Origin of the sequence: Paracoccus haeundaensis, assembly GCF_006239215.1 — a bacterium.
Classification (GTDB): domain Bacteria; phylum Pseudomonadota; class Alphaproteobacteria; order Rhodobacterales; family Rhodobacteraceae; genus Paracoccus; species Paracoccus marcusii.
In genome coordinates this window covers 23,577-42,825 of the sequence record NZ_VDDC01000015.1, presented here as the reverse complement: position 1 = coordinate 42,825, position 19,249 = coordinate 23,577, and the positions used below count along the sequence as shown (strand labels likewise).

17 protein-coding genes are annotated in these 19,249 nt (G+C 67.7%); 8 read left to right on the top strand and 9 right to left on the bottom strand.

Annotation, left to right across the window (positions count from 1 at the left end; genetic code table 11):
- From FHD67_RS09675 to FHD67_RS09655, 5 genes are all read right to left on the bottom strand, one after another.
- Positions 1-1,023, bottom strand: coding sequence for an oligopeptide/dipeptide ABC transporter ATP-binding protein (locus FHD67_RS09675; protein ID WP_139598581.1), 1,023 nt, complete (start codon positions 1,021-1,023; stop codon positions 1-3).
- Positions 1,020-2,129 carry an oligopeptide/dipeptide ABC transporter ATP-binding protein gene (locus tag FHD67_RS09670; RefSeq protein WP_139598580.1) on the bottom strand — a complete coding sequence of 370 codons (1,110 nt, stop codon included), beginning with the start codon at positions 2,127-2,129 and terminating at the stop codon, positions 1,020-1,022. Before FHD67_RS09670 ends, FHD67_RS09675 begins: the two co-directional genes overlap by 4 nt.
- 1 nt (position 2,130) lies before the next feature.
- Positions 2,131-3,057, bottom strand: coding sequence for an ABC transporter permease subunit (locus tag FHD67_RS09665; RefSeq protein ID WP_176695095.1), 927 nt, complete (start codon positions 3,055-3,057; stop codon positions 2,131-2,133).
- A 3-nt stretch (positions 3,058-3,060) separates the two neighbouring features.
- Positions 3,061-3,984 carry an oligopeptide ABC transporter permease OppB gene (gene oppB / locus FHD67_RS09660; RefSeq protein ID WP_045999202.1) on the bottom strand — a complete coding sequence of 308 codons (924 nt, stop codon included), beginning with the start codon at positions 3,982-3,984 and terminating at the stop codon, positions 3,061-3,063.
- An 85-nt stretch (positions 3,985-4,069) separates the two neighbouring features.
- Positions 4,070-5,671: a peptide ABC transporter substrate-binding protein gene (locus FHD67_RS09655; protein ID WP_139598579.1), complete on the bottom strand. Its 1,602-nt coding sequence runs from the start codon at positions 5,669-5,671 to the stop codon at positions 4,070-4,072.
- A 130-nt stretch (positions 5,672-5,801) separates the two neighbouring features.
- On the opposite strand from FHD67_RS09655, the gene cobU reads away from it, so the two are divergent.
- From cobU to FHD67_RS09630, 5 genes are all read left to right on the top strand, one after another.
- Positions 5,802-6,332 carry a bifunctional adenosylcobinamide kinase/adenosylcobinamide-phosphate guanylyltransferase gene (gene cobU, locus FHD67_RS09650; protein ID WP_139598578.1) on the top strand — a complete coding sequence of 177 codons (531 nt, stop codon included), beginning with the start codon at positions 5,802-5,804 and terminating at the stop codon, positions 6,330-6,332.
- A complete protein-coding gene (gene cobT, locus FHD67_RS09645) occupies positions 6,319-7,272 on the top strand; it encodes a nicotinate-nucleotide--dimethylbenzimidazole phosphoribosyltransferase (protein WP_139598577.1) in 954 nt (317 codons plus the stop codon). Before cobU ends, cobT begins: the two co-directional genes overlap by 14 nt.
- Positions 7,265-7,987, top strand: coding sequence for an adenosylcobinamide-GDP ribazoletransferase (cobS, locus tag FHD67_RS09640; protein WP_139598576.1), 723 nt, complete (start codon positions 7,265-7,267; stop codon positions 7,985-7,987). The genes cobT and cobS overlap by 8 nt, the downstream gene beginning before the upstream one ends.
- A gap of 117 nt (positions 7,988-8,104) precedes the next feature.
- Complete coding sequence (locus FHD67_RS09635; RefSeq protein WP_045981404.1) at positions 8,105-8,716, top strand: TRAP transporter small permease subunit; 612 nt, start codon at positions 8,105-8,107, stop codon at positions 8,714-8,716.
- Complete coding sequence (locus FHD67_RS09630; protein WP_139598575.1) at positions 8,713-10,605, top strand: TRAP transporter large permease; 1,893 nt, start codon at positions 8,713-8,715, stop codon at positions 10,603-10,605. Before FHD67_RS09635 ends, FHD67_RS09630 begins: the two co-directional genes overlap by 4 nt.
- 93 nt (positions 10,606-10,698) lie before the next feature.
- Here FHD67_RS09630 and FHD67_RS09625 read toward each other — a convergent pair whose 3' ends face one another.
- On the bottom strand, positions 10,699-11,817 hold the full coding sequence (locus FHD67_RS09625; RefSeq protein ID WP_139598623.1) for a TRAP transporter substrate-binding protein: 1,119 nt from the start codon (positions 11,815-11,817) through the stop codon (positions 10,699-10,701).
- Positions 11,818-12,056: 239 nt separating this feature from the next.
- On the opposite strand from FHD67_RS09625, the gene FHD67_RS09620 reads away from it, so the two are divergent.
- The gene (locus FHD67_RS09620) at positions 12,057-13,472 is read left to right on the top strand and encodes an aminotransferase-like domain-containing protein (protein ID WP_176695094.1); all 1,416 of its coding nucleotides are present in this window, start codon (positions 12,057-12,059) and stop codon (positions 13,470-13,472) included.
- Between the two features lie 4 nt (positions 13,473-13,476).
- On the opposite strand, the gene eno is transcribed toward FHD67_RS09620, so the two are convergent.
- From eno to FHD67_RS09605, 3 genes are all read right to left on the bottom strand, one after another.
- A complete protein-coding gene (gene eno / locus FHD67_RS09615; protein ID WP_139598573.1) occupies positions 13,477-14,751 on the bottom strand; it encodes a phosphopyruvate hydratase in 1,275 nt (424 codons plus the stop codon).
- Between the two features lie 60 nt (positions 14,752-14,811).
- Entirely contained in the window at positions 14,812-15,492 is a 681-nt protein-coding gene (locus FHD67_RS09610) for an endonuclease/exonuclease/phosphatase family protein (protein WP_045981399.1), read from the bottom strand.
- 78 nt (positions 15,493-15,570) lie between these two features.
- Positions 15,571-16,959 (bottom strand): protein adenylyltransferase SelO, encoded by a 1,389-nt coding sequence (locus FHD67_RS09605; protein ID WP_139598572.1) that lies wholly within the window; start codon positions 16,957-16,959, stop codon positions 15,571-15,573.
- Between the two features lie 110 nt (positions 16,960-17,069).
- Here FHD67_RS09605 and obgE point away from each other — a divergent pair, with 110 nt between their 5' ends.
- Both obgE and proB read left to right on the top strand, forming a co-directional pair.
- Positions 17,070-18,104 (top strand): GTPase ObgE, encoded by a 1,035-nt coding sequence (gene obgE, locus FHD67_RS09600; RefSeq protein ID WP_139598571.1) that lies wholly within the window; start codon positions 17,070-17,072, stop codon positions 18,102-18,104.
- The gene (gene proB / locus FHD67_RS09595; RefSeq protein ID WP_045999212.1) at positions 18,092-19,207 is read left to right on the top strand and encodes a glutamate 5-kinase; all 1,116 of its coding nucleotides are present in this window, start codon (positions 18,092-18,094) and stop codon (positions 19,205-19,207) included. The genes obgE and proB overlap by 13 nt, the downstream gene beginning before the upstream one ends.
- The last annotated feature ends 42 nt before the right edge of the window (positions 19,208-19,249 follow it).

Here is a 19,249-nt window from a genome sequence, read left to right as displayed (position 1 = left end):
TCAGGCGGCCTCGGTCCGGCGGGCGTGGGCGATTTCCGCCTCCGTCAGGGGGCCGGGGAAATGGCAGGCGACCTGATGGTCGCCGACCGTCAGTTGCGGCACCGATGCCGCGCATTCGGCCCGCGCCCGCGGACAGCGCGTCCGGAACACGCAGCCCGAGGGCGGGTTCATGGGCGAGGGCAGATCGCCCGCCAGCGGCACGATGGTCTTGGCGGTCTCGATCGTCGGATCGGGAACCGGCACGGCCGACAGCAGCGCCTGCGTATAGGGGTGCTGGGGGTTGGCATACAGCGCATGCACCGGACCCATCTCCATCACCTTGCCCAGATACAGCACCATCACTCGGTCGCTGATGTGTTTCACAACCGACAGGTCATGCGCAATGAAGATCAGCGCCAGCCCCAGATCCTTTTGCAGGCGGATCAGCAGGTTGATCACCTGTGCCTGGATCGAGACGTCCAGCGCGGACACCGGCTCATCGCAGATGATCAGCTTGGGCTCCACGATCAGGGCGCGGGCGATGCCGATGCGCTGGCACTGGCCGCCGCTGAATTCATGGGGATAGCGGTTGATCTGGTTGGGCAGCAGGCCGACCTTTTCCATCATCGCCTTGACGCGCTCGCGCACCTGGGCGCGGGGCAGGTCGGGGCGGTGAGTGGTCAGGGGTTCGGCGATGATCTGGCCCACGGTCATGCGTGGGTTCAGGCTGGCCAGCGGGTCCTGGAACACCATCTGGATGTCTTGGCGATAGGCCATCATCTGCCGGGGCGTCAGCGCCAAAAGGTCCTTTCCGTCGATCCATTCGGCCTGGCCCGTGGCCGGGACCAGCCCGATCAGGGCGCGGGCCAAGGTCGATTTTCCGCAACCGGATTCGCCCACCACGCCCAAGGTCTCTCCAGGCGCCAGGGCGAAATCGACGCCGTTCACCGCGCGCAGCGGGTTGGGGCGCGTCCAGGGCATCGCGCCCTCGGGGCGGATCTGGAAGGTCACGCGCAGGTCGCGCACGCTCAGAAGATCGCTCATGGCTTGGCCTCCGATCCGGGGGTCTGGGTGGCGCCGGCCGCACCGGCACCGGCGACGGCGCCCTCGGGCAGGGCGTCGGGCAGCGCGTCGCCGCCCGCCGCGACCAGGTCGGGCTGCGGGTCGTCGATCATGCGCCGGGACAGCACCTCTGCCACGGGCGCGTGGCAGGCGCGGGCGCGGCCGGGGGCAAAGACCTCCAGGGCTGGGTCGATGCTGGCGCAGCCTTCGCGGCGATAGGGGCAGCGCGGCTCGAATGCGCAGCCCGAGGGCGGCCGGCTCATGTTCGGGGGCTGACCGGGGATCGCGCGCAGGTCCTCATCGTCCTGATCGACACGCGGGATCGCGTCCAGAAGGCCCTGGGTATAGGGATGCGTGGGTTCGGCAAAGATCGGGCGCACCGGCCCGGTCTCGCGGATGCGGCCGCCATACATGACCGCGACCCGTTCGCATGACCCCGCGACCACGCCCAGATCATGGGTGATCAGGATCATCGCCATGCCGAAATCGCGTTGCAGGTCCGACAGCAGCGCCATGATCTGCGCTTGCACCGTCACGTCCAGCGCGGTCGTGGGTTCGTCCGCGATCAACAGCTTGGGTCGGCACAGCAGCGCCATGGCGATCATCACCCGCTGTCGCATGCCGCCCGAAAATTCGTGCGGGTAAAGCCGCACGCGCCCCCTGGCGTCGGGGATCTTGACTGCGTCCAGCATCTGCACGGCCTGCGCAACGGCATCGTGTTTCGACAGGCCCTTGTGCAGCGTCAGCACCTCGGCCATCTGGTCGGCTACCCGCATATAGGGGTTCAGGGAGGTCATCGGGTCCTGAAAGATCATCGCGATCTGTTCGGCGCGGATGCGGTTTAGCACTTTGGGAAGGGCGTTCAGGATCTGCTGCCCGTCGAACAGGACGCTGCCCGAGGCGCGGCCGTTGCGCGCCAGCAGCCCCATGATCGCGAAGGACAGCTGCGACTTGCCGCTGCCGGATTCGCCGACGATGCCCAAGGTTTCGCCCGCATCGACGGACAGGGTCACGTCGTTGACGGCCCGCACCTCGGCATCGTTGGTCTGGAAGCGGACCGAAAGGTCGCGCAATTCGAGAAGTGCCATCTCAGCGCTCCTTGGGGTCGAGGGCATCGCGCAGGCCGTCGCCCACGAAGAAGAAGCCGAACAGCGTGATCACGAAGAAGAACAGCGGAAAGGCCAGCTGCCACAGCGTGCCATAGTTCATCGTGCCGGCCCCTTCCGAGATCAACGCCCCCCAGCTGGTCAGGGGTTCCTGTACGCCCAGACCAAGGAAGCTGATGAAGCTTTCCGTCAGGATCATCAGCGGCACCAGCAGCGTCGCATAAACCGCGACCACGCCCAGCAGGTTCGGCACGATATGCCGGATGATTATGCGGAAGGACGACACTCCGGTGGCGCGCGCCGCCTCGATGAATTCTCGGTTCTTCAGGCTAAGGGTCTGACCGCGAACGATCCGGCTCATGTCCAGCCATGAGATCAGGCCGATGCCCAGGAACAGCATCGACATCGACCGCCCGAACATGACCAGCAGCAGGATCAGCACGAACATATAGGGGATCGACATCAGGATATCGACCGTCCGCATCATGATCTGGTCGGTGCGCCCGCCGACATATCCCGCCGTCGCGCCATAGAGCGTGCCGACGATGACGGCGATGGCCGCCCCCACGACGCCGACCATCAGGCTGATGCGCGTGCCCTGCACGACGCGTGCATACAGGTCGCGGCCCAGGTTGTCGGTGCCGAAGAAGTGGCCGTTTTCCATGGACGGCTGACCCATCTGGGCAACCTGGCCCATGACGCTGAAATCCAGCTCCTCGTTCGACCATTGGGCGAGATAGCCGCCGAAGATCGCGAACAGCGATACCAGCACCAGGATCGTCAGGCCCAGCATCGCGGCCCGGTTGCGAAAAAAGCGGCGACGCGCGTCGGCCCAGGGGCTGCGGCCGCGGACCTCTGCCTCGACGAAACGGTCGGACAGGGACTGCATCTTGGATTGATCGATGACCATGACCTAGTACCTGATCTTGGGGTCGATCCATGCGTAAAGCACGTCGACGATGAGGTTGAAGAGGATGGTCAGCGCGCCCACCAGGATGGTGACGCCCATCATCACGGCATAGTCGCGGTTCAGCGCGCTGTCCACGAAGGCCTTGCCGATGCCGCCGGTCGAGAAATAGATGTCGATCACCACCGACCCGGTGATCATCGACACGAAGACCGGCCCCAGATAGCTGATCACCGGCAGCATCGCGGGTTTCAGCGCGTGGCGGATGATGACGCGGTGTTCGGGCATTCCCTTGGCCCGCGCCGTGCGGATGTGGTTCGAGCCCAGCACCTCCAGCATCGACGACCGGGTGATCCGCGCGATTGATGCCATGTAGCTGGTCGACAGCGCGATCACCGGCATGATCCAGAAGCTGGGATTGCTGAAGCTCCAGCCGCCGCCCGGCAGCAGCCCGTACCACAGGGTCAGGACCAGCACCAACAGCGGTGCCATCACGAAGTTCGGCAGCACCTGCGCGCCGATGGACATGCCCACGGCCAGATAGTCGACCCAGCTGTTGTGCCAGATCGCCGCCACCACCCCCAGGGCCACGCCCACGACGACGGCGGCCACGAAGGACAGCCCGCCATAGGTCAGCGTCACCGGAAATCCGCTGGCGATCAGCTGGTTCACGGTGCGGTCGGGATAGACGAAGCTGGGGCCGAAGTCGAAATGCACGACCACGTTGACCAGATAGTTCCAGATCTGCAGCCACAGCGGATCGTTCAGACCGTACTGCGCCTCCAGGTTGGCAAGGACGGCCGGGGGCAGGGCGCGTTCGCCCGTGAAAGGTCCGCCCGGTGCGATCTGCATCAGGACGAAGGAGAAGACGATCAGCAGAAGCAGCGTGGGTATCGCCACCGCCAGCCGTCGCAGGATGAATGCGAACATCGCGTGGGGCCTTCCCTGCGGGATGGTTGAAAAATGACAGGGCCGGGGCGGTCGTGCCGCCCCGGCCCCCGGTCAGGATGGCTGCTTATTCCGCGACGCGGTACAGGTCCTTGGCGTACCAGGTGTTCAGCAGGTTCTCGCGCGGCAGGCCCTTGATGGCCGGGTTGATCATGTCGACCTTGGCATAGTGATAGACGAAGACCGCCGGATTCTCGTCGGCCAGGATCTCCTCGGCGCGCTGATAGAGGGGCGTGGTGTCCTCTGCCGTGCGGGCCTCGACCAGCAGCTTGTCGTATTCCTCGTTCGACCACTTGCCGCTGTTGTAGCCGTCGGTGCGGAACCAGTCCAGGAAGGTCGTCGCCTCGTTGTAGTCGGCGCACCAGGCATAGCGTGCGATCTCGAAGTCCTGGTTCTGCAGGCGGTCGGTGTGGACGGCCCATTCGACGTTGTTCAGCTCGATCTCGATGCCCAGGGGGCGCCAGAACTGCTGGGCCGCGATGGCCAGCAGGCGGTGGCTGTCGTCGGTGTTGTACTGCAGCTGCAGGCGCACCGGGTTGTCGGGACCGTAACCGGCCTCGGCCAGCAGCTCGGCGGCGCGGGCCATGCGGTCTTCCTGCGACATGTCCTTCATGCCGCCCTCGGGCGCGGCAAATCCGTTGATGGCCCAGTGCGTCCAGGTGTAGGCGGGCTCCTGTCCGCCCTGCAGGACCTGATCCACGATGACCTCGCGGTTCAGCGACAGGGCCAGTGCCTCGCGGACACGTTCGTCCTTCAGCGCCTCGGGGCCCTTGTCCGACAGGTTAAACACATAGGCATAGGAGCAGCCGTAGGGGACAGACACGGCCTCTTCGGGGGATGCCTCGGACAGGCGCGGGTACTGGCCGGCGGGGATTTGGACGCGGTCCAGCTCTCCGGCCTGGTAGCGGGTCAGGGCCACGTTGTTGTCGTTGACGGTCACGCCGCGCACGGTCTGCATCACGACGTTCTCGGCATCCCAGTATTCCGGGTTCTTCTCGAAGACGATCTCGACGCCCAGATTGTGGCTGGCCAGGGTATAGGCCCCGTTGCCGACCAGGTTGGCGGGCTGCACCCAGGCGTCGCCATGTTCCTCGACCACCGCGCGGGGCACGGGATAGGTCGTGGTGTGCGACAGGGTGTTCAGGAAATAGGGGGTGGGCGTGGTCAGCGTGACCTGCAGCGTCTTGTCGTCCAGCGCGACGACGCCCAGCTGATCGGGCTCCATCTCGCCCGCGATGATCTGCGTGGCGTTCTGCAGGTTCATCAGCTCCATGTACCAGGCGTATTCCGACGCGGTCTCGGGCGTGACGACGCGCTGCCAGGCATAGACAAAGTCGTCCGCCGTCACCGGGTCGCCGTTCGACCACTTGGCGTCGCGCAGCGTGAAGGTGTAGGTCAGGCCGTCCTCGGACATCTCGTGGCTTTCGGCGACGCCGGGGATCATGTTGCCCGCAGCATCCTCGATCATCAGGCCCTCGAACAGCGAGCGCAGCGCGTCCGAACCCTCGACGTCGGTGTTCTTGGCCGGGTCAAGCGACTTGATCGCGTCCAGCAGCCAATAGGTATAGGTCTGGTTCTCGGCCAGGGTCTCGCCTTCGGCAGGCTGCACGGCCCAAGCGGGCATCGCCAGCGCGGTCAGCAGGGCGGTCGTCGCGAAAAGCTTGGTCATCCCAACTCCTCCAAGTTGTCTGTCGGTGTCGTGTCGCACCGGAATGGCGCGAGGTTTAGTGAAAGCACGGGTGTGGGCAAGCGGCGTTTCGCGCTTTCCAACCCGACCGCCCTGTGGAAAACAGGCCCGCATGACGCAACGGGGACATATCACGCTGGTGACGGGCGGCGCGCGGTCGGGCAAGTCTGCCCTGGCCGAACGGCTGGTCCTGCGCCATGCGATGCCGCGCATCTATATCGCCACGGCCCAGGCCCGCGACGCCGAGATGGGTGAAAGAATCAAGGCGCATCAACAGGATCGCGGACAGGGTTGGCGCACCATCGAAGAACCGCTGGATCTGGCCGGCACGCTGCGCGCGACCGACGGACAGGGCGTGCGCCTTGTGGATTGCCTGACGCTGTGGATGTCGAACTGTATGGGTTCGGCGGATATCGGCGCATTGACGGTGACGTTACGTCAGCAATGCTGTCCTGTCGTGCTGGTCAGCAACGAATTGGGGCAGGGGATCGTGCCGGAGAATGCCCTGGCCCGCCAGTTCCGCGACGATCACGGCCGGATGAACCAGGCGGTGGCGGCACTGGCCGACCAGGTCTGGATGGCCGTCAGCGGCATGCCCCTGCGCCTGAAACCCATGGCAGAGAGCCCCGATGACCCGATTTGACCAGATCGCCGCCGACCGTGCCGCCGCGCGCCAGGCCACGCTGACGAAACCCGCCGGATCGCTTGGCCGGCTGGAGGCGCTGGCCGTGTTCATGGCAGGCTGGCAGGGGACCGACCGCCCCACGCTGGACCGCGCGCAGGCGCTGGTCTTTGCGGGCAATCACGGGATCACGGCACAGGGCGTCACGCCCTTTCCGCCCGCGGTGACTGCGGCGATGGTCGCGAACTTTCGTGCAGGCGGCGCGGCGATCAATCAGCTGTGCCGTGTGGCGGGGGCCGATCTGGGCAGCGTCGCGCTGGATCTGGACCGGCCCACGGCCGATTTCACGCAAGGCCCTGCGATGACGTCGGCCGAGGTCGATGATGCGATGGCGCAGGGCGCCGCCGCCGTCGATCCCACCGCCCAGGTCCTGCTGCTGGGAGAGATGGGGATCGGCAATTCCACCACTTCGGCCGCACTTGCGGCGGCGACCTTTGGCGGACGGGCTGAGGACTGGGTCGGCCCGGGCACCGGCGCGCAGGGCGCGATGCTGGCCGCCAAGGTCCGCGTCGTGACGGAAGGGCTGACCCGTCACGCCGTGACCGGCACCCACGATACTTTGGCCGCGTTCGGCGGTCGCGAACAGGCGGCCATCTGCGGCGCGGTACGCCGTGCACGGGACCTGCGCATTCCGGTGATCCTGGACGGGTTCATCTGCACCGCCGCCGCTGCTGTGCTGACCCGCGATGACCCCGACGCGCTGTCCCACTGCCTGATCGGCCATGAAAGCGCCGAACAGGGGCACCGACGCCTGATCGCGTCGCTGGCGATGCAGCCCGTCTTGTCGCTGGACATGCGCTTGGGCGAGGGGTCCGGTGCCGCCGTGGCCCTTCTGGTGCTGCGCGCCGCGCTGGAGTGCCACAACGGCATGGCGACCTTTGCCGAGGCCGGGATTGTCTAGGTCGCACCAGATCGTCCTGGCGCTGGTCTTCCTGACGCGGCTGCCGCTTGGGCGCCTGCTGCCGTCCGAGGTTCTTCCGCTGTCCCGCGCGGCCTGGGCCTTTCCGCTGGCGGGGGCGGTGCTGGGACTGCTGGCCGGGGTGCCCCTGTGGATCATGGGGACGGGCCTGCTGCCGGCGGCGCTGTCCGTCGCGCTGGCCATCTGGCTGACCGGTGCGCTGCACGAGGATGCGCTGGCCGATTTCGCCGATGCGGGCGGCGGGCGGGACCGCGCCGACCGGCTGCGGATCATGCGCGAATCGACAATCGGCAGCTATGGCGCGGCCGCGCTGGTGGCGACGGGCCTGGTCCGCGTGGCGGCGCTGGCGGCGCTTGGACCGCTGGCGCTGATCGCGGCGGCCGCGGCGGGGCGGGTGGCACCGGTGGTGCTGATGCGTGCCCTGCCGCCGGCGCGGAGCGACGGGCTGGGTCAGGGGGCCGGACAGCCCTCGCGTCGGGCGGTGGTGGCGGCCACGCTGACGGGCGTTCTGGCGCTGCTGCTGGGTGCGCCGGGACCGGGGGCCGCGGCCTTGGCGATGGCGCTAATCGGGCTGTCGGTCGTGGCGGTCTCGCGCCGCGCCTGCCGCCTGCTGGGCGGGCAGACGGGCGATGTGCTGGGCGCGTCGGTGCTGCTTGCGGAATGTGCGGCGCTGGTCGGGATGGCCGCGCTGACCTAGGGTCAACTGGCGGAAAACCTTGACCCGCGCAGGCCGCTTGCCGCATATCCTGCCAGCCAGAACGACCGGGTCAACCGGACTGCGGCCAAAGGCCGTACCTTGAGGGAGGAGCATATCATGAGCGGCCTGTTGGCCCTTTCGCGCGGCATCGACCGCGTCACGACGCTGATCGGGCGCAGCGTCGCCTGGCTGATCCTGCTGGCCGTCGTCATCAGCGCCGTCAACGCGGTCGTCCGCAAGGTGTTCAGCATGTCGTCGAACGCCTGGCTGGAGGCGCAGTGGTACCTGTTCGGCGCGGCCTTCATGCTGGCCTCGGCCTGGACGCTGCTCGAGAACGAACATATCCGCATCGACGTGATCTATGGCCGCTGGTCGCGCCGGGTGCAGCATTGGATCGACCTTCTGGGCACGATCCTGTTCCTGATGCCCTTTACCACGGTCATGCTGTGGCTGACCTGGCCCGCCCTGATGGGCAGCATCCGCACCGGAGAGATATCGATGAACGCGGGCGGCCTGCCGCTCTGGCCGGCGCGGGGCGTGCTGGTGGTGGGCTTTGGCCTGCTGTTCGCCCAGGGCCTGTCCGAGATCGTCAAGAAGATCGCCGTCATGCGCGGCATCATTCCCGATCCGCACCAGAACACCGGACCGAACGAAGCCGCCAATCACGAGGCCGGGCTGATGCTGACGGGCCGCACCGACCAGACCGATGAACCGGAGCGCCGCCCGTGATCGACCTTATCGCCCACAACCTTGCCCCCATCATGTTCTTCTCGATGGTGGCGTTCCTGCTGTTCGGCTATCCGATCGCCTTTGCGCTGGCGGCCAACGGGCTGCTGTTCTTCTTCTTCGGGGTGTTCCTAACGCCCCTGTCCGACCAGGTGAACCTGGGTTGGAACCTGCTGGGGGCGCTTGGCGACCGCGTCTTCGGCGTGATGCGCAACGACACGCTGCTGGCCATCCCGTTTTTCACGCTGATGGGGATCGTGCTGGAACGGTCGCGCATGGCCGAGGAGCTTCTGGATACCATCGGCCAGCTGTTCGGCCCGGTCCGCGGCGGCCTTGCCTATGCGGTGATCCTGGTGGGCGCGCTGCTGGCGGCCACGACCGGCGTGGTCGCGGCCTCGGTCATCTCGATGGGCCTGATCTCTCTGCCGATCATGATGCGCTACGGCTATGACAAAAGCCTGTCGACGGGCGTGATCGCGGCGTCGGGGACGCTGGCGCAGATCATCCCGCCGTCGCTAGTGCTGATCGTGCTGGCCGACCAGCTGGGCCGTTCCGTCGGCGACATGTACAAGGCGGCGATGGTTCCGGCACTGGCGCTGGTCGGCGTCTACATCGTCTATGTCCTGATCCTGTCGATCCTGCGCCCCAAGGCCATGCCCGCCCTGCCGCTGGAGGCGCGCAGCCTGGGCGGCGGCGGCTGGTCGCTGGCCGTGGTGATCGTGCTGGCCGTCGCGATCTTCCAGCTGGCCAGCCGCTGGATGGATGCCAACGGCGTCACGAACGCGCCCATCTGGGCGGCGACCCTGGCGGTCGTGGTCCTGCTGATCCTGGCGGTCGCGGACCGCGCGACGGGTGGACGCTGGCTGTCGCCGATGACGCGGCAGGTCATCATCGTGATGATCCCGCCCCTGGCGCTGGTCTTTCTGGTGCTTGGCACGATCTTCCTGGGCATCGCCACGCCCACCGAAGGCGGCGCGATGGGTGCGATGGGCGCGCTGATCCTCTCGGCGATCAAGCGCCGCCTCAGCTTCGACGTGCTGAACCAGGCGCTGCTGTCGACGGTCAAGCTGTCGGCCTTCGTGATGTTCATCCTGCTGGGCGCGACCGTCTTCTCGCTGACCTATTATTCGGTCAACGGCCATATCTGGGTGCGCGACCTGCTGACCGCGCTGCCCGGCGGGGTCACTGGCTTCCTGATCATGTCCTGCATCATCATCTTCATCCTTGGCTTCTTCCTGGACTTCTTCGAGCTGGCCTTCGTCATCGTGCCGCTGCTGATCCCGGCGGCGAATGCGCTTGGCGTCGACCTGGTCTGGTTCGGGGTCATCCTGGCGGTGACGATGCAGACCTCGTTCCTGACCCCGCCGGTGGGCTTTGCGCTGTTCTACCTGCGCTCGGTCGCGCCGCGGAAATCCTATCGTGACAAGATCACCGGTCTGATGATGGACCCGATCACCACCCTGAATATCTATCGCGGCGCGGTTCCCTTCGTGGGGCTTCAGGTCCTGATGATCGCGGCGGTGATTGCGTTCCCGGGCATGGTCATGCACTACAAGGGGCCGGTCGTGGACACGTCGAACATGCGGATCGAGATCCCCATGGGCGGGGGGCTTGGCGGCGGTCTCGGTGGCGGCCTTGGTGGTGGGCTGGGCGGCGGCGGCGCGGCCCCGCAGGGTGGCAGCGGCGGGTTCGGCACGCTTGGCGGATTGGGCGGATCGCCCTTCGGCCAACAGCAGCCGGCTCCGGCGACGCCGACCCCGGACGCAACCGCCCCTGACGCACCCGCAGCAGCCAGCTCTGCGCCGGAAGCCGCGACCCCCGAGGCGGCGGCGCCCTCCGGCGGGATGGGCCTGGGCTTCGGCGGGCCTCCTCCGGGCCTGTCGGGGAACTGACGGGCGGGCCCGTCACCGCGGGCCCGATGCACCAACGAAAAACCCCCGCGCAGCACCTGCGCGGGGGTTTCGCATTCCGATGGGGTCGACCGATCAGCCGCCGACGGCCAGGGTGCCGTTGCGCTGCTGGATCATCATGAAGGTGTCGAACGTGTATTCCGCGGTCTGCTGGTACAGGTACCAGTCGTCGCGGAACTGCAGCATCGCCTCGTACTGCGTCTTGAAGGACTCGTTCTCGGCCGAGACCTCGGCATAGACCTCGTTCGCGGCGGCGAAGGATGCGGCCAGCACCTCCTCGCTGAACGAGCGCAGCTGCGCGCCCGAACCGACAAGCTCCTTGAGCGCGGTCGGGTTCTTCATGTCGTATTTCGCCAGCATGTTCTGGTCGGTAGCCTGCGCGCAGGTCCGGAACAGCGACTTGTAGTTCTCCGGCAGTTCGTCCCACTTGCCCTTGTTCACGAAGAAGCTGACCGTCGGGCCGCCCTCCCAGAAACCGGGATAGTAGTAATAGGGCGCGACCTTCTGGAATCCCAGCTTGCTGTCGTCATAGGGGCCGACCCATTCGGCCGCGTCGATCGTCCCGCGCTCCAGCGAGGGATAGATGTCGCCGCCGGCGATCTGCTGCGGCACCACGCCCAGCTTCTCGACGACCCGGCCCGCCAGGCCGGAAATGCGCATCTTCAGGCCCTGCATGTCGGCCAGAGAGTTGATTTCCTTACGATACCAGCCGCCCATCTGCACGCCGGTGTTGCCGCCCGGATAGCTGACCAGATTGTACTTTTCCAGGAAGGTGTTGTAGTTCTCGATGCCGCCGCCCTGATAGTTGTAGGCGTTCTTGGCGCGGGCCGAGAAGGTGAACGGCAGGTCGGCACCGCAGGCGAAGGCCGGGTCCTTGCCCCAGTTGTAGTAGCCCACCGAATGCGAACATTCGACGGTGCCGTCGGTGGTCGCGTTGATGGCGTCCAGGCCCGGCACGATCTCTCCGGCCGAGAACACCTGGATCTGGAAGCGGCCGTCGGTCGCCTCGGACAGGCGCTGAGAGATTTCCTCGGCGCCGCCATAGATGGTGTCCAGCGACTTGGGAAAGCTGGAGGCCAGGCGCCAGTTGATCTGCGGTGCCTCTTGCGCGATGGCGGGCGCGGCCAGCACGCTGCCTGCTGCCGCCGCAGCACCGCCGATGGACGCCCGCGCGATGAAGGACCGCCGGTCCAACGCTTTGGAATCTTTCATTCTGTCTCCTCCGCTTGGGTCGGTGGGCCCCCTCGGCCCGCAACTTCCCACCCTGCATGGCCGACAGTTTAGCCCCGCTTTCGGGCCTGTCGAGTGTTCTGAGACCGATCCCCCAAAGTTATTTCACGCCGCCGGCCCTGATGCAGTCGCGCAACCGCACGCAGGCAATTGTGCCCGCAAAAACGGCGCATTATCAGGGATGTCGCGGCAAGGAGGCTCAGATGCGCATCGAGGATTGGCAGCCCGACCTGACCGGCCAGCCCGGACCCAAGTTCCGCGCCCTGGCCAACGCCCTGCGCGAGGCCGCGCGGTCGGGCCAGTTGGCGCCCGGCACGCGCCTGCCGCCGATGCGCGACCTGGCCTGGCGGCTGAAGGTCACGACCGGGACCGTCGCCCGGGCCTATCAGGTGGCCGCCGCCGAAGGCGTCGTGGAAAGCCATGTGGGACGCGGCAGCTTCATCGCCGCGGCGCGCCCCCGTCGCCCGGTGCCGCAGCCGCTGCTGTACGAAAGCCTGGACCACCCCGCATCGCCGCAGGGCCCGGCCGACCTGCGCATCCCGCAGCTGCCCGATTGCGGTCAGGCGCGGGTCCTGGCCACGCATCTGGCGGCGATGGCGGCGGACATGGACGCGTCGGTCCTGGATTACACCCCGCTCAGCCGCGACCAAGATTGCCGGGGCGCGGCATTGGACTGGATGTCCGTCCGACCCCTGGGGACGGTGGCCGACCACGACATGGTCCTGACGCACGGCGGTCAGCACGCGATCACGCTGGTCATGGCGCTGTGCCTGGCGGATCAGCCCGCGCAGGTCATGGTCGAGGCGCTGACCTATCCCGGCATCACCCACGCGGCACGCCTGATGCGCGCCCAGACACAGGCGGTGGCGCTGGACGATCAGGGCATGATCCCCGAGGATCTGGACCGCGTCGCCCGCGCCACGGGGGCGCGGCTGGTGTGCCTGACGCCCTCGGCGCAGAACCCGACGCTGGCGTCGATGGGGGCCGCCCGGCGCGACCGCATCGTCGAGGTGGCGCGCCGCCACGACCTGCAGATCATCGAGGACGAATGCTATGCGCCCAGCCCACGTCCCGATGCGCCCCCCAGCCTGCGCGCCCTGGCGCCCGAGCGGGTCTGGCATGTCAGCAGCCTGTCAAAGATCATCGCCGCGGGCCTGCGCTTCGGCGTGCTGATCTGCCCCGAGGGGATGGGCCAGGCGGGGCGCGTGGCCGCGCAGCACAGCCATATGGGCCTGTCGCAGCCGATCACCGGGCTGGTGACGCGGCTGCTTCGGTCCGGCGATGGCGATCGGATCGCCCGCGAGGTTCAGGCGCAGGTGGCGGATCGGCTGGCCTTGGCGCAGGAGGCGTTGGCGGGTCTGGATGCGCGGGGTCAGGCCGGCGTGCCGATGGTCTGGCTGCCGCTGCCCGCGCCGTGGACGGCCGCCGATTTCGCGTCGCGCGCGGCGGCGGCGGGGGTGATCGTGCGCCCGTCGTCGGATTTCTGCGGCCCGGCACAGGCGCCGGTGCAGGGAGTGCGCATCGCGCTGAACTGTCGGATGCCGCGCGACAGGCTGGCCGCCGCGCTGCAGACCCTAGGCCAGATGGCAAGGTCCGGCCCCGAGGCGGGGCCGGACTGAGGCCTCAGCGCAGGATGCTGCGGCCGGCGTATTCGGCGGTGGCGCCCAGCATTTCCTCGATGCGGATCAGCTGGTTGTACTTGGCCAACCGGTCGGAACGGGCCAGCGAACCGGTCTTGATCTGACCACAGTTGGTGGCGACGGCCAGGTCGGCGATGGTTGCGTCCTCGGTCTCGCCCGAACGATGCGACATGACGCTGGTATAGCCCGCGCGGTCGGCCATGCGCACGGCGTCCAGCGTTTCCGACAGCGTGCCGATCTGGTTGACCTTGACCAGCAGGCTGTTGCCGCAGCCGCGCTCGATCCCCTGGGCCAGGCGCACGGGGTTGGTCACGAACAGATCGTCGCCGACCAGCTGCACGCGATCGCCTAGACGGTCGGTCAGCTGCTTCCAGCCGTCCCAGTCATCCTCGGCGCAGCCATCCTCGATCGACAGGATCGGATAGGCGTCGCACAGGGCGGCCAGGTAATCGACGTTCTCGCCGGGGGTCAGGGACTTGCCCTCGCCCTTCATCTCGTAGTTGCCGCCCTTGAAGTATTCGGTGGAGGCGCAGTCCAACGCCAGCATGATGTCGTCGCCGGGACGATAGCCGGCCTTCTCGATGGCCTTCAGGATGAAATCCAGGGCGTCGCGGGTGGACGACAGGTTCGGGGCAAAGCCGCCCTCGTCGCCGATGCCCGTGGACAGGCCCGCCGCCGACAGCTCCTTTTTCAGCGTGTGGAAGATCTCCGAGCCCATGCGTACGGCTTCGCGGATGTTCTCCGCGGCGACGGGCATGATCATGAATTCCTGGATGTCGATCGGGTTGTCCGCATGTTCGCCGCCATTGATGATGTTCATCATCGGGACCGGCAGGATGCGCGCGCTGGTACCGCCGACATAGCGGTAGAGCGGCTGGTTGGTCGCATCCGCCGCGGCCTTGGCCACCGCCATCGACACGCCTAGGATCGCGTTGGCGCCCAGGCGCCCCTTGTTGGGCGTACCGTCCAGCTCGCACATCATCATGTCGATGGCGCGCTGTTCGGTCGAATCCTCGCCCACCAGGTTCTCGGCGATCTCGCCGTTGACGGCGGCCACCGCCTCCAGCACGCCCTTGCCCATATAGCGGGACTTGTCGCCGTCGCGCTTTTCGACCGCCTCGTGCGCGCCGGTCGACGCGCCGGAGGGAACGGCCGCGCGGCCCATGGTGCCGTCTTCCAGGGTCACGTCGACCTCGACGGTCGGGTTGCCGCGGCTGTCCAGGATTTCACGGGCGAAGATGTCGATGATGGCGGTCATAAGCGCACTCCGGTTGATGCTTGGCGCCTTGTTAGCGCCGCAAGCCCGGTTTCGCAATCTTCACGGAAAGCGGATGCGCGCCCAGATCGGCAGGTGGTCGGACGCGTCGCGCGCGCCCGCCTCGTTGAAGACGCCGGTTTCCAGGACGTGCAGGTTCGTGGACAGGGCCATCCGGTCCAGCCGCAGCCGGGGCAGGGGCGCGGGCCAGGACGGTCCCGGCGCCACGACCCGGAACCCGGCCAGCGATTCAAGGCCCCGGTCGTCGCGCCATTCGTTGAAATCGCCCATCATCACGATATGGTCGTCCGCGATCCGAGAGGCCTGCGCGGTGATCCGGGCCAGCTGCGCACGCCGCGACGACCGCGCCAGCCCTAGATGCGCGCCGATCAGCGTCAGGCCCGGCAGGCGCAGCGCCACCGCGCCGCGCGGCTCCAGACCCGGCAGGGGCAGCCGGCGCAGCACCGCCTGTTCGGCCAGATGCGGGCGCATCAGGATCGTCTGGCCATGCCAGCCCAAACTGCTTTCGGTCGTGCCGTAGATATCGGCAGGCACCAAACCCGTTTCCGACTGGATCAGGTTGCGCGGCAGGGCCTCGGGGCGGGCGCCAAGGCGAAAATCCACCTCCTGCAGGGCGATGATGTCCGGGTCCAGCGACCGGATCACCGCCAGGTTGCGCAGCGGCGCATGCGGGCCGGTCATCCCGCGGCACTTGTGCAGGTTGTAGCTTGCGATCTTCAGCATCAATCCATCCGAGCTGGCGTTGCGGGTGATCTTGGCGGGGTCCGCGTCACGCGCAAGGGGCAGGCGCGCACAACCCCGTCAGGTGCCGCAGAACGTCTGGCGAACCGCCTGCGCAGGTGTCGGTGCCTGCGCCAGATCTGCCCAATCGGTGCGCAGGTCGCGCGGATGGGTGATCGCGTCGAACAGTCGTTCGAAAGGCGCCATGTCGCCCGCCACGGCGGATGCGATCGCCTGTTCGACCCGGTGGTTGCGCGGAATGCGCCGCGGGTTGGCCCGGACCATCGCGGTCGTGTCGGGCGACAGCGCCTGCCAGTCGCGGGCCCAGGTGTCGAAGGCCGCGGGGTCGGCGAATTCGTCGCGCGCGGTCCCGTCCGACAGGCCCGCGAAGACACGGGTGAAATCGGCCCGCTGTTCGGCCATCATCTGCAGCAGACTCTCGATCAGCGACTGGTTCGCGGCACCATCGATGCCCAGCTTGTCGCCGAACCGGCGCAGCCATGCGGCCTGATACAGCGGTGCAAAGCGATGGACGGCGGTGGTCGCGGCCTCGACCGCGGCCTCCTCCTCTCCCATCAGGGGGATCAGGCAGGTCGCGAACTGGGCCAGGTTCCAGACGGCGATCTGGGGCTGGTTCGCCCAGGCATAGCGGCCCTGGCGGTCGATCGAGGAAAAGACCGTATCGGGGTGATAGACATCCATGAAGGCACAGGGCCCGTAATCGATCGTCTCGCCCGAGATCGCCATGTTGTCGGTGTTCATCACCCCGTGGATGAAGCCCAGCGCCATCCATTGCGCGATCGTTTCAGCCTGCGCGGCGACCACCCGGTCCAGCAGGGCCAGGGGGCCGTCCGCGTCAGGATAGTGGCGCGCGATCACGTGGTCGGTCAGGGCCGCCAGTGCATCCTTGCGGTCGCGCACGGCAAAGTACTGGAACGTGCCGACGCGGATGTGGCTGGCGGCGACGCGGGTCAGGACGGCACCGGGCAGGCCGCCCTGTTCGCGCCACACCTGATCGCCGGTGGCGACGGCGGCCAGCGCACGGGTCGTAGGCACGCCCATCGCCGCCATGAATTCGCTGACCAGGTATTCGCGCAGCACCGGCCCCATCCAGGCCCGCCCGTCGCCGCGACGAGAGAAGGGCGTCGGCCCCGACCCCTTCAGCTGGATGTCAAAACGTGCCCCGTCGGGGGCCACGATCTCTCCCAGAAGGACGGCGCGCCCGTCGCCCAGCTGCGGCACGAAGCCGCCGAACTGGTGCCCGGCATAGGCCTGGGCCAGCGGCGCCGCACCCTGCGGGACGGCATTGCCCGACAGCATCTCGACTGTCAGCGCGTCGCGGTCCAGCCCCAGTCGATCCGCCAGCGGTCCGTTCAGCGCAAGCAGGCTGGGGGCGGTGACGGGGGTGGGGTCCACGCGGGCAAAGAACCCTTGCGGCATCCGGGCATAGCTGTTGTCGAAACGGATCATCGCGGTCTCCTTTGACCATTACATAGGCGCGCATCCCGGCATTGCCAGCCCGGAACCCTTGCGCCACAGGCGTCAAGGGCGTATCCGCATCCGGCAAAAGGAGCTGTCCCATGAAATTTCTCGACCTCGCCAAAGTCTATATCCGCTCGGGCGGGGGTGGCGCGGGCTGCGTGTCGTTCCGCCGCGAGAAGTTCATCGAATACGGCGGTCCCGATGGCGGTGACGGCGGCCGCGGCGGCGATGTCTGGGCCGAGGCGGTCGATGGGCTGAACACCCTGATCGACTTCCGCTATCAGCAGCATTTCTTTGCCAAGTCCGGTCAGCACGGCATGGGCAGCCAGATGACCGGCAAGTCCGCCGATGACGTCGTGCTGCGGGTGCCCGTCGGCACCGAGATCCTGGACGAGGACGAGGAGACCGTGATCGCGGACATGACCGAGGTTGGACAGCGCGTGCTGTTGGCCAAGGGCGGCAACGGGGGCTGGGGGAACCTGCATTTCAAGTCCTCGACCAACCGCAGCCCGCGCACCGCCAATCCTGGGCTGGAGGGGGTCGAGCGGACCATCTGGCTGCGGCTGAAGCTGATCGCGGATGCGGGCCTTGTGGGCCTGCCCAATGCCGGCAAGTCGACCTTCCTGGCTGCCGTGTCGAACGCGCGTCCCAAGATCGCCGACTACCCCTTCACCACGCTGCACCCCAACCTTGGCGTCGTCGGCGTGGACGGGCGCGAATTCGTGATGGCCGACATTCCGGGTCTGATCGAGGGCGCGAGCGAGGGCCGGGGCTTGGGCGATCAGTTCCTGGGCCATGTCGAACGGTCGAACGTGCTGCTGCATCTGGTGGACGGCACATCCGAGACCGTGGCCGAGGATGCGCGCACCATCCTGACGGAACTGGAGGCCTATTCGCCGGTGCTGATGCAGAAGCCGCGCGTGACCGCACTGAACAAGATCGATGCGCTGGAGGAGGAGGAGATCGCCGAGCGCCGCGTCGCGTTGGAGGCAGAGCTGGGCCATCCGGTCATGCTGATGTCGGGCGTGGCCCGGACCGGCGTGACCGACGTGCTGCGCGCGCTGTGGACCCAGATCGAGCCCTCGCGCGCCCCCGCCGCCCCCGAAACGCCCGAGGGGACATGGCAGCCGTGAGCGTGCCGCAGCTTGGCGGGGCCCGCAGGCTGGTCGTCAAGATCGGCTCGGCGCTGCTGGTCGGCCCCGAGGGCCTGCGCGGCGACTGGCTGCGCGGGCTGTGCGACGATGTGGCGGCATGGCGGGCGCAAGGCTGCGACGTCGTGCTGGTCAGTTCAGGGTCGATCGCGCTAGGGCGGCGGGTGCTGGGCCTGCCTTCCGGCGCGCTGCCGCTGGAACAGGCGCAGGCCGCGGCGGCCGTCGGCCAGATCCGCCTGGCTCGCGCCTATGAGGAGGCCCTGGCACCCCATGGCGTCATCACCGCACAGGTTCTGCTGACGCTGGAGGACAGCGCCGACCGTCGCCGCTATCTGAACAGCCGCGCGACGATGCAGACCCTGCTGGGCCTGGGCGTCGTGCCCATCGTGAACGAGAACGACACCGTCGCCACCGACGAGATCCGCTTTGGCGACAACGATCGCCTGGCCGCACAGATCGCCGTGACCTGCGGCGCGGACCAGCTGCTTCTGCTGTCGGATGTCGACGGGCTCTATACGGCAAACCCCAAGACCGATCCGACGGCCCGCCATCTGCCGGTGATCGAGACGATCACCCCCGAGATCGAGGCGATGGGCGGCGACCCCGTGTCGGGCCTGTCCAAGGGCGGCATGAAGACCAAGCTGATGGCCGCGCGCACCGCGGTGGCGGGCGGGTGTGCGATGGCGATTGCCGAGGGGTCGGTCCTCCGCCCGCTGTCGGCCGTTGCACAGGGCGCCCGGACCACGTGGTTCCTGCCCGAGGCGGACCCGCAGCTTGCCCGCAAGCGCTGGATCGCGGCGATGAAGCCCAAGGGTACGGTCATCGTGGACGACGGCGCGCGCCTGGCGCTTGGCCGCGGCAAATCGTTGCTGCCCGCGGGCGTGACGCAGGTGCAGGGCGATTTCGGGCGCGGCGATCCGGTGGCGATCACAGACCACGCCGGTCAGCGTCTGGCGACCGGGCTGATCCGCTATACCGCGACCGAAGCGCGGGCCATCGCCGGTCATCACTCGGCACAGATCGAGACGATCCTGGGCTATCCCGGTCGGGCGGCATTGATCCATCGCGATGACATGGTGACGTGACGGGCCTCTGACGTCCCATCGGGCAAAGGAACCGAAAGGGGG